The sequence below is a fragment of the Cohnella baijiui genome, assembly GCF_020731285.1.
In the GTDB taxonomy this organism is placed as follows: domain Bacteria; phylum Bacillota; class Bacilli; order Paenibacillales; family Paenibacillaceae; genus Cohnella.
The window spans coordinates 1-11,327 of record NZ_JAJFOW010000075.1 but is presented as its reverse complement, the minus strand read 5'-3'; the positions used below and the strand labels follow the sequence as shown (position 1 = coordinate 11,327).

Below are 11,327 nucleotides of genomic sequence, written 5' to 3'. Positions count from 1 at the left end.
GGACACCGGAAGCCCAAGAGCAGTATATCTTCTCGCTCATAGCCGTTTGCGTGGCTGGGATGAGTCAAGTGCGGTAGATGTTACTGTACTTGGCCGTCTGAGAAGTCTTAGAGAGACATGAGAAGTATTATTTTCTGCACATATATATCCGACCGGCCGGCGGACCCTTTCGAGAAGTTGATGCTCCCCGCCCTTTCAGTTGCGGCGGACTTGCCCCGCCGAGCTTCCTTCCCGCCCTCCCGGAACGCCGCTCAGAAAAGTACTCCCCTACCCCCACAAGATCATGGCAGGCTGCGAATTACACACGAATGCCTCGCTTGAAAATAGCCAAATCCTTCCCTCTTAGCGATTCTTAGAAATTCAATGATAAACTTCTCATCTTGTTATCATCATTCTCATGCGCAGGAGTGGACACGATTGGCTACGGGCAATCCTACTCCCTCCTACATTGGCTACGCTTTCCGAGAGAACTTTTTTTTCGCTACGAACTGTCGCCTCCTCGACACGCCATGTCAGGTTGCATTAAAAATTACATTCGCGTCGTTAATGAATTCTAAAGTATCGGATGCCCCGAGGGGTTTATAGTGTGAGGGTGAGTAAGGCTTGGTACGGTTCGTCGCATCGACGTTACGATCCACAATGCGAAACCATCCAAACAAAAGAGATGCAACGAAACCATACAACAATAAAAGATGAATAGGCGTAGGAGGGAATCCATGTGTGTGGCATTATGGGCTATGTCGGCGGCAAGCCGTCCCAGCATATTTTGCTGAACGGCTTGAAGAAGCTGGAGTATCGCGGATACGATTCGGCCGGCATCGCCGTCTGTTCGGACCAAGGATTGAAGGTCGTCAAGTCGCAAGGACGCATCCGTGAGCTGGAAGACCGGCTCCAAGGCGAAATACTCGCGGGCTCGATCGGCATCGGCCATACCCGTTGGGCAACGCACGGGCGACCGTCCGATCTGAATTCGCATCCGCATACGGACAACGGCATGAAGTTTTCCGTCGTGCATAACGGCATCATCGAAAACTATTTGGAATTGAAAGATGAGCTCATCGCCCAAGGCGCTCAATTCGTCTCCGAGACGGACACCGAGGTCGTCTCCCACCTGATTGCCGCGCACTACGAGGGCGATATCGCCAAAGCCGTGCAAGCCGCGACGAAAAAGATGCGCGGAGCATACGCGCTGGCGGTGCTGTCCGCGCACGAGCCGGACAAGCTGGTCGCGGTGCGGCTTCACAGCCCGCTCATCATCGGGCTCGGCGAGGGCGAGCACTTCGTCGGTTCCGACATCCCCGCCATTCTGGAGCATACGCGCGACGTTTACATTCTCGACGACGGCGAGATGGCCGTGCTGACCAGAGAAGGCGTCACGCTCATGACGATCGAAGGCAATCTGATCGCCAAGACGCCGCTGCGCGTCAACTGGGATCTGGCCGTCGCCGAGAAGGACGGCTACGACCATTTCATGCTGAAGGAAATCCACGAGCAGCCCGAAGCATACCGGCGCGCGCTCGCCGGCCGTCTGCTCACCGGCTATCCGTGGGTGTATCTGCCCGAGCTGAAACTGAGCGCGGAGCGGCTCCGGCAGTTCCGCAACGTCCATGTCGTCGCTTGCGGCACGGCCTATCACGCCGGTCTCGTCGGTCAGGCCGCCATCGAGCGGTGGGCGCGTTTGCCCGTCCTGACGGACGTCGCTTCCGAATACCGGTATCGCCAGCCCCTGATCACGCCGGAAACGCTCGTTATCATCGTCAGCCAGTCGGGCGAGACGGCGGATACGCTTGCCGCCATGCGAGAGGCGCGCCGCCAAGGCGCCCACGTCCTGGCCATCACCAACGTCGTCGGCAGCACGGCGGCTCGAGAAGCGGACGATGTGCTGTTCACCTGCGCGGGTCCTGAGATTTCCGTCGCGTCGACGAAGGCTTATACGACGCAGCTGCTCGTGCTGTATTTGTTCGCGCTGCACCTGGCGTGCGCCAGAGGAACGCTTCCGGCCGAAGAGGTCGGTCCGATCGTCGAAGCGCTCGCGAAGCTGCCGGAACAGGCTGCGTTCCTGCTGGAAGACGCAAGCGGCGTCATATCCTATGCGCAATCGATCGCCTGGCAGGAGCATTTGTTCTTCATCGGCCGCGGCACAGACTATGCGCTCGCCATGGAGGGCTCGCTCAAGCTCAAGGAGATCTCCTATATTCATTCCGAAGCTTACGCCGCCGGCGAGCTGAAGCACGGCACGCTGGCGCTTATCGAAGAAGGAACGCCCGTCGTCGCGCTCGCGACGCAGCCGGAGCTGTACGAGAAGACCGTCAGCAACATCAAGGAAGTGATCGCGCGAGGCGCGCAGGTGTTCGGCATCGCTTCCGATGGGCAGCCGGATCTGGCCGCGCACGTTCAGCGGACGCTGACCATTCCGGATACGCACCCGATGCTCGCGCCGGCGCTCGCCGTCATCCCGCTGCAGCTCCTCGCTTATTACGCCTCCGTAACGCTCGGTCACGACGTGGACAAGCCTCGCAATCTGGCCAAAAGCGTAACGGTCGAATAGAGGTGGTCACCGCATGGACACATACCTAAGCGACAGGCCCAAACGCCCTTGGTGGCGCGGGTGGAAAGGCGCCGCCTGCGGCATCGTCATCCTCGCCGCCGTCGCGGGCGGGTTCTTCGCCCGGGATTACTACGCGACGGCCAGCGTCGAGATGCAGGTCACCGGAGACGGCACGCAGCTGAAGTTCAAGACCGAGGGCGAATCCGTGGAGATCTTTCGGGAGGGACAATGGCAGCCCTTGTTCGTTCAGGGCGTCAACCTGGGCGCGACGCTGCCCGGACACTTTCCCGGAGAGCTCCCGTTAACGCGCAAAGACTATTTGCGTTGGTTCGGCGAGATCAAGGAGATGGGCGCGAACGTCATTCGGATCTATACGATCCACAAGCCGGCGTTCTACGACGCGCTCGTCGACTTCAACCGCAAGCACGCGGACGATCCGCTTTTCTTCGTTCAAGGCATCTGGTCGCCGGAGGAGCAGTTGATCGAGAAGCGGGACGCCTATCTGCCGGAAATCCGCGACTCGTTCCGCGAGGAGATCAACCGCGCGGTCCATGCGGTGTACGGCGACTTGACACTGCCCGAAACGCAGGGCGCGGCTTCGGGCAAGTACAAGGCGAACGCCGGCCCGTACCTGCTCGCCTGGAGCATCGGGACGGAATGGGATCCGGAAATGGTCGCGAATACGAACAAGCAGCATCGGGACAAGTCTGCCTACGCCGGCGCGCATTTCGCCACGACGGCGAAGGCGACGCCATTTGAGGCTTGGCTTGCGGAGATGATCGACCACGCCGCCGAAACCGAGCGGCCTTACGGCTGGGAGCATCCGATGTCGTTCACCAACTGGGTGACGACCGACGTGCTCGATCATCCGTCCGAACCGCTCTTTACGGAGGACATGGTCAGCGTCGACGCGACGCACGTGAAGCCGATCGACTGGCAGGCGGGCTATCTCGTGACCTATCACGTGTATCCCTACTATCCCGACTTTTTCCGGTACGAGGACGCTTCCGCGGCTGCGAAGACGGCGGGTGCCGACGCGAGCGGCAACGCCAAGGGCAAGGATGCCGGTACCGCCAAAACGAGCGAAACCGGCACTGACACCAAGAGCAAGACTGCGGGCAGCACGGTCAAGGATGCCGCCTCTGCGGCCTCCGCGTCGCCGAAGAAAACCGACCAAGACACTTACGAGATTTATCTCAAAAGACTCAAAGCCTATCACAAAGGCATGCCGATCATGATCACCGAATACGGCGTACCGTCTTCGGCGGGCATCTCGCACCAGGCGCCGCTGGGCCGCTCGCAGGGGGGACACAACGAGCAGGCGCAAGGCGAAATCGACGCCGATCTCACGCGCATCATCCATGAAGAGGGCTATGCCGGCGCCATTCTGTTCATGTGGCAGGACGAATGGTTTAAGAAGACGTGGAACACGGTGCCGATGGAGCTGCCGGAAGACCGGCGGGCCTACTGGCTCAACGTGCTCACGAATGAAAAGCAGTTCGGCGTCCTCGGCATGTATTCGGGCCTCGAGGATCGGCTGCGCATCGACGGCGATCCGAAGGACTGGAGCAAGCTGAAAAAGTCCGAGAAGACGAAGCTTGCGGTGGACGTTCCCGGCATCCGGGAGATGTGGGCGGCCCACGACGAAGCGTACGTCTACTTGAGCATCAAGCTCGATCACGACTTCGATCCGGCCGAGGAGCAGCTCTACATCGGCACGGACTCGCTGCCCGGCGGCAACAAGCACGGGGCGGAGTTGGGCGACCGGACGCTGGACGAAGGGCTCGAGACGGTCATCGCGATCGGCGAGGACGACGCGTCCGAGGTGAAGATCGCGGCCAACTACGATCTTCTGAAGCGTCTGTACGGTTACGTATACGGCATGATCGTCATGTCCGAGAAGGAGATCAAGGACGACTCCGGCCTGTTTAATCCGTGGAAGCTGCCCGTCAGCCTCAAGATGGAGCCGCCGGATACGAAGTACGCCCATCCGTTCGAAGACGCGGACACCGGGAAGCTGCCGCGGGGAACCAACGACCCCAAGGATCCGGCCTACGATTCGCTCGCGATGTGGCAGTACCAAGGCGACTTCATCGAGATGCGCATCCCGTGGATGCTGCTCGGCCTGGCTGACCCCAGCACGCATCAGGCGATCAGCTACGAGATGCCGGACAAGGCGTTTAAGCTGACGAAAACCGAAGGCATCCGTTTCCTGCCCTGGTTCGAGGACCGGGAGACGAAGGAAGTAAAAGGGCTAGGCGCGTCCGGCGCGGGTCCGTATCCGCTCAGCCAGGTGGCCCCGTATACGTGGGCGGACTGGGACGAAGTGAACTTCGCGGAACGGCTCAAACCGAGCTACTACGCGATGCAAGACATATACAAGACGATCGGCGCACAACCGAAGACGGGAGGTTAAAACGTGCTACTCAGTCAGCAAGCAGCCATCTATCTCATCTATCTCATGGTCGCCGTCATCGCGACCGGCCTCTGCGTCCTGGTCGGGATGAAGCTCGTCCAGTCGTATCGGAACCGCACGCTCGCCCGCGGTCTCGCCAAGCATGACGATTGGTTCACGTACGTGCTCGCAAATCTGGAGGGCGAGGAGCCGCTCAGCCCTCCGCCCGATCTGCGGGGAGGCGGAGAGCGGCGGGCCGTGCAGGAGCGTCTCCTGCCCTGGATCGAGCAGACGCGCGGCACGCAGCAGGCCAAGCTCGTCCGCCTCTGCGAGGAGATGGGGTGGACGGCCCGCGAGCGAGGCCGGCTGGAGAGTTCCTTCCTGAGCGTGCGGCTGGACGCGGCCTATCGGCTCGGCTGCATGCGGGACGCGGATGCCGTCCCGGCGCTCATGAAGCTGCTCTCCGGGACGAAGCCCGGCGCGCTCTCCTTTATCGTGGCCCGGGCCATCGCCCGGTGCGCGCGCCGTCCCGGCGAGCTTCGGGATATGGCGGCCCTGCTGCTGTCGCGGAACAAGGAAGCTTATCTGCTTGTCGCAGATATCTTGACGGAGTCCGACCTGGACGAGGCGAACGTCGTGAAGACGTTCCTCCAGTCCGGCGAGACGAGCCTCGTCAAGCTGGCGCTGGCGGTGCTGAAAACACACACGCGGCCGGAGGTCGCGGCGGCGCTCACGCACCTGGTCGACGCGGAGGACAAAGTCGTCCGCGCCCAAGCGGCGGGCCTCCTCGTCCGCGGCAGCGGCAAGCTCTCGCTGGAGCAGATCCGCAGGCTCATGGCGCATCGCGACGGAGACATTCGGGCAGCGGTCGCCAGCAGCCTCGGCGCGCTAGGCATGAAGGACAGCGTCGCGCTGCTCCGGGAAGCGCTGGCGGACGCCGATTGGAAGGTCCGCTACAACAGCGGCAAAGCGCTCGCGCAGCTCGGCGAAGAAGGGTTCAACGCCTTGTGCGAAGCGGCCAAAGGACCGGAGGCGGAGTTTCCCGCGAGCATCGCCCGTCTCGTTCTGCAAGAGGCGATGGGAACGGGCGCGGCCGCCGAGGCAAGCATCGAAATAATGGCAGAGCGCAACATGCGGCAATTCGTTTTCGAGGACCACTTCGGCGGCCGCGGGCGCGAGCTGCCGGCCGACAGGTAAGGAGGGATCTCGCTTGTTAAGAGATTGGTTATACGGCTACGGGATGGCCGCGACGTTCTACGTCGCGGCGGTTACGTTGATCTATTTTTGCATCTTGTTTTTCTCCTATCGGGGCATTTACGGGATGCTGAAGGGCGAAACTTACGCGCGCTTTCGTTCGCTGTCGGGTTCTTCGTACGTGCCGCCGGTTTCGCTGCTCGTTCCGGCCTTCAACGAAGAGCTGACGATCATCGACAACGTCAAGTCGCTGCTGACGCTGAACTACCATACTTACGAAGTCATCGTCGTCAACGACGGCTCCAAGGACCGGACGGTGGAGAAGCTGATCGAAGCCTTCCAGCTGACCCCTCTGGAGAGCGAGACGGTCACCTATGAGATCGACTGTACGGAGATCAAAGCCATCTACCACAATCCGGCTTATCCGCGTCTGTACGTCATCGACAAGGAAAACGGCGGCAAGGCCGACTCCTTGAACGCCGGCATCAATTTTTCCCACTATCCGCTCATCTGTTCGATCGATGCCGACTCCCTGCTGGAGAAAGATGCGCTCATCCGCATGGCGCGGGTGTACATGGAGGATCCCGGGCGCATCGTCGCGGTCGGGGGCAACGTGCGGATCGCGAACGGCTGCAGGATCGAAGACGGCGTCGTCAAGGACGTTCGCCTGCCTCGCAAGATGTGGCCGATGTTCCAGACGCTGGAGTATCTGAAGGCGTTCCTCGGCGGACGGATCGGTTGGAGCCATATCAACGGCCTGATCATCGTCTCCGGCGCGTTCGGCATGTTCCGCAAGGAAGAGGTCGTCAAGGTCGGCGGCTACCGGGACGGCTACCCCGGCGAGGATATGAACATCATCATCAAGCTGCACCGCTACATGCTGGAGAACAAGCTGCCGTACAAAATCGCCTACAGCCCGGATGCGGTCTGCTGGACGCAGGCGCCGGATACGTACCGCATCCTGAGCAGCCAGCGCAAGCGCTGGGGGCGGGGCAACCTCAAAAACATGCTGGAGAACTGGGACATGATTTTCCGGCCTAAGTACAAGCAGTTCGGTATGCTAACGATGCCGTACAACGTCATCTTCGAGACGCTGAACCCATACGTGAAAATCACGGGCCTGCTCGCGCTCATCGGCTATGTGGCGATGGACATGACGCAGTGGCGGGTGCTCCTCATCTACGCGATCATCAACTTTCTGACCGGCTACCTGATGGCCGTCGGCTCGCTCGTGCTCGAGGAGATCGGCTTTCGCCGCTACCCGCGCATGCGCGATCTGTTCAAGATGATGGGCTTCTCCGTCCTCATGTTTCTTGGCTATTACCAGCTTGGCGTCCTATGGCGCTTGCAAGGGCATATCGAGTTTTTGCGCAAAAACAACACATGGGGCGTCATGACGCGCCAGAGCTGGAACGAAGACTCGGCGACCAAGTCGAGCGCATAGCATTCAGGCGGTTCCATATGACGAAAAAAGGAGGCGTTTCGCGGTGACCAAGCCGTTGGAGGCAAGCAAGTGGCACGAGAAAATGTACCAAGCGTACGTGGAGCAATATTGGCTCGCGGAAGAAAATGAACGGACGGACTGCGGCATCATCCTCGTCCGGATTGAACGGTCGTGGGGCGAGACGATGCAGGCGATCCGGGCGATCGTCGAGCCGGAGGACGGCGTCGCCGTGCGCGAATTCGCGGAGGCGGACCGGCATCGCGCCGCCTTCCTGCTGTTCGGCGCGAGCTGGAACCGGTCACACTATACGGCGCTGCGGATCAAGCGGCTGCTCGCCAAGATGGCCGACGGCGCGTACAGCATTCTGCTCGCAGGCGCTGCGGAGCAGGCGGAGCGCAATCCCCAGTTTTTCGAGGCGCTCTCGGACTTGTTCGAGCAAGCGCCGCTCGATCCGAATCTCATCCTGTTCCACGAGCTGTACCAGTCGAACGAGACGCAGTCGGTGCTGCTCGTCGACAGCGACGAGGAGGTGCGCCGGTATTTGCAGCTTCGGCTGCAGATGAAGGGCTATCGGGTGCTGGCGGCCGGCGACGGCAAGGCGGGACTCGATCTGTTCCGGCAGGAGCATCCGGACATGGTCATTACCGACCTGAATCTGAGCGGCATCGACGGTTTCCACTTCCTCATCCGGATGCATCGGGAAGATCCTGACGCGAAGAGCAAGATCGTCGTCTTCACGGACAACCGCGAGGAGGATACGATCAGCCGCTGCTTCAAGCTGGGTGTCGCCGACTATATTACGCGGCCGTTCTCCCCGGTGGAGCTGGAAGCGCGCATCGAGCGTCTGCTCTGACCCTGTCTCTATCCATACACGACCGAAAGGGGACTTCATCATGAATGCGAACTACACGCGTTTAAGACGCACGATCGAACGGAAGAACACCAAGCTGGGCGTCGTCGGCCTCGGGTATGTCGGATTGCCGCTGGCGGTGGAGATGGTGCGCCAGGGCTTCGAGGTTCACGGGATCGATCTCGACGGCCGCAAGGTTGCGCAGCTGCAGGCCGGCATCTCCTACGTACAGGACGTCCCGAACGACAAGCTGTGGGAGGCCGTGGAGAGCGGCAAGTTCCGCCCGACGACGGAATTTGACGCGCTGTCCGAATTGGATGCCGTATCGATCTGCGTCCCGACGCCGCTCAGCGCGAATCAGGACCCGGACACGTCCCATATCGTCCACGTGGTCGAGCAGATCAAACGGTACATGAAAAAAGGCGGGCTTATCGTCCTCGAGAGCACGACCTATCCCGGCACGACGGAGGAGCTCATCGAGCGCGTGCTGGAGCGGGAAGGCTGGGTGGTCGGACAGGACTACTTCCTCTGCTTTTCTCCGGAACGGGTGGACCCTTCCAACGAGCGGTTCGCGACGTACAATACGCCCAAGGTGCTGGGCGGCACGACGCCGGAATGCGCGAAGCTGGGCAGCCTGCTCTACGAAAACATCGTAGAGACCGTCGTGCCCGTCTCCTCGCCGAAGGTGGCGGAAATGTCCAAGCTGCTGGAAAATACGTTCCGCAGCGTCAATATCGCCTTCATCAACGAGATGGCGATGATGTGCGAACGGATGTCCATCGACATCTGGGAGGTCATCAAAGCGGCGAGCACGAAGCCGTTCGGGTTCATGCCGTTCTACCCCGGACCGGGCATCGGCGGCCACTGCATCCCGCTCGATCCGATGTATCTGTCCTGGAAGGCGAAGGGCTACCGGTTCTACAGCAGCTTTATCGAGCTGGCGCAATCGGTCAACACGAACATGCCGTATTATGTCGTGAACAAGACTTCGCATATTTTGAACCATTCGTCCAAGTCGGTTCGCGGCTCGCGCATCCTCATCCTCGGCATGGCGTACAAGCCCAACGTCGACGATCTGCGAGAGTCGCCGGGACTTGAGGTGTACGAGCTGTTCAAAGAGGAGGGCGCGACCGTCGACTACTACGACCCGCTGGCCGCTACGTTCCGCGACGCGCACGGCGATACGGTCCATTCGGTGGCGTACGAGCCGAACCGCTTCCGCGGCTACGACTGCTTCGTCCTCATCACGGACCACAACGCGTTCAACTATGCGGAGCTGGCGGGACTCGGCGTCCCGATCCTCGACACGCGCAACGCGCTGAAAGAGTTCGACATGCCGCACATCCACAAGATCGGCGCGCCGGTCGAGCGCAAGCGCTACGAAGTCGCGGCGGCTTCCTCGGTGGGCTGAGCGCCGCTCGCGTTTCCAACATCCATACGCCCGGCCATGGCGGCCGGCAAGATAGGCCAAGAGGCTGTCCCGAAGGGGCAGCCTCTTTGGCGCGTTACCGGCAAGGTCGCCCGAGCGGAGAGAGGTCTTCCGCTCCGTTCCGCTCCGTTCCAGCTATTGACAGGCTTCTCTCTTATCCCTATAATGAGAAAAGTCTTTAATCGATAATGATTCTCATTATCATATGAACGAGTTCGAATGCAATCCGCTATGAAATCGTCCGCATCTATGCAAAGGAGAGAGAGTTGCCAGATGAAAAAGCTTATCGTCCCCGCCGTCCTGTCCCTTGCCCTGCTGCTGAGCGCTTGCGGAGGCAAAGAAAAGAACGCCGGCGCGGATGCGGGACCGTCCGCCAGCTCTTCGGCCAGCCCGTCCGCCTCGCCGTCGGCACAGGCTTCCGCGGAGGCCGCCACATTTACTTACCAATCCGAAGCCGGTCCGGTCGAAGTGCCGACGCATCCGCAGCGCGTCGTCGTGCTGACCCGATTTTTGACCGGCAACGTCATGGCGCTCGGCGTGCCGCTCGTCGGCGCGGACGAGATGTCCAAGGAAAATCCGCGGTTCGCCGATCAGCTCAAAGACGCGGCGGCCGTGACGGACGAGAGCCTCGAGAAGATCATCGAGCTGAATCCGGACCTCATCATCGGCTTATCCGACATCCAAAACGTCGACAAGCTCAAGCAGATCGCGCCGACGGTCACGTACACCTACGGCAAAGTCGACTACCTGAAGCAGCAGCTCGAGATCGGCAAGCTGCTGAACAAGGAACAGGAAGCGCAGGCTTGGGTCGACGAATTCCAGGCCAGAGCCCAAAAAGCCGGGGAAGAAATCAAGGCGAAAATCGGCGCGGATGCGACCGTTTCGGTCATGGAGACGTTTAACAAGCAGCTCTACGTGTACGGAGAAAACTTCGGACGCGGCACCGAGCTCCTCTACGGCCCGTTCGGCCTCTCGATGCCGGCCAAGGTCAAGGAAGCGACTCGTACCGACGGCTACTTCGCCCTGTCGACCGAGGTGCTGAAGGACTATGCCGGCGACTATATCATCTTCAGCAAAAACGCGGACGAGGACAGCTCCTTCCAAAGCACCCAGACCTTCAAGAGTCTTCCCGCCGTTCAGAACAATCGCGTCTTCGAAGCCGACGCCAAGTCGTTCTACTTTAACGATCCGCTGAGCTTGGAATACCAGCTGACGTTCTTCCGGCAGCATTTCCTCGGCGAGTAATCGGGTGTTCGGTAGGACGGCTGCCTCGGACGCTTGGCAATCTGCTAGGCTGGTTTCGAATGAATCAGTTGGGTCTTCGTGAAAATTCGTCGGATTCTGGCCGATGGTTCGCCACTGGTATATGCCATATAGCCTTGTTTGCGCTCGGTTCGGGTCGTTCAGTAAAATAGTTGCATTCGTACATCTATTTAGGGTCATTTCGGGAGGGTGGAGCGGTTTACT

Annotated in this window: 7 protein-coding genes; all 7 read left to right on the top strand. The window is 60.4% G+C overall.

Going from position 1 to position 11,327, the window contains the following annotated elements; all coding sequences use genetic code 11:
• Positions 1-718: 718 nt before the first annotated feature.
• The 7 genes from glmS to LKX83_RS31295 all read left to right on the top strand — a co-directional run bounded on the left by glmS (position 719) and on the right by LKX83_RS31295 (position 11,105).
• A complete protein-coding gene (gene glmS, locus LKX83_RS31325; protein ID WP_227887118.1) occupies positions 719-2,548 on the top strand; it encodes a glutamine--fructose-6-phosphate transaminase (isomerizing) in 1,830 nt (609 codons plus the stop codon).
• Positions 2,549-2,561: 13 nt separating this feature from the next.
• The gene (locus LKX83_RS31320) at positions 2,562-4,964 is read left to right on the top strand and encodes a hypothetical protein (RefSeq protein WP_370639165.1); all 2,403 of its coding nucleotides are present in this window, start codon (positions 2,562-2,564) and stop codon (positions 4,962-4,964) included.
• A 3-nt stretch (positions 4,965-4,967) separates the two neighbouring features.
• Complete coding sequence (locus LKX83_RS34570; RefSeq protein WP_227887117.1) at positions 4,968-6,140, top strand: HEAT repeat domain-containing protein; 1,173 nt, start codon at positions 4,968-4,970, stop codon at positions 6,138-6,140.
• A 43-nt stretch (positions 6,141-6,183) separates the two neighbouring features.
• Positions 6,184-7,581, top strand: coding sequence for a glycosyltransferase family 2 protein (locus tag LKX83_RS31310; RefSeq protein WP_227887119.1), 1,398 nt, complete (start codon positions 6,184-6,186; stop codon positions 7,579-7,581).
• 43 nt (positions 7,582-7,624) lie between these two features.
• Positions 7,625-8,434 (top strand): response regulator transcription factor, encoded by an 810-nt coding sequence (locus LKX83_RS34565; RefSeq protein ID WP_227887114.1) that lies wholly within the window; start codon positions 7,625-7,627, stop codon positions 8,432-8,434.
• 40 nt (positions 8,435-8,474) lie between these two features.
• Positions 8,475-9,842: a nucleotide sugar dehydrogenase gene (locus LKX83_RS31300; protein WP_227887112.1), complete on the top strand. Its 1,368-nt coding sequence runs from the start codon at positions 8,475-8,477 to the stop codon at positions 9,840-9,842.
• A gap of 291 nt (positions 9,843-10,133) precedes the next feature.
• On the top strand, positions 10,134-11,105 hold the full coding sequence (locus tag LKX83_RS31295; RefSeq protein WP_227887111.1) for an iron-hydroxamate ABC transporter substrate-binding protein: 972 nt from the start codon (positions 10,134-10,136) through the stop codon (positions 11,103-11,105).
• Positions 11,106-11,327: the final 222 nt, after the last annotated feature.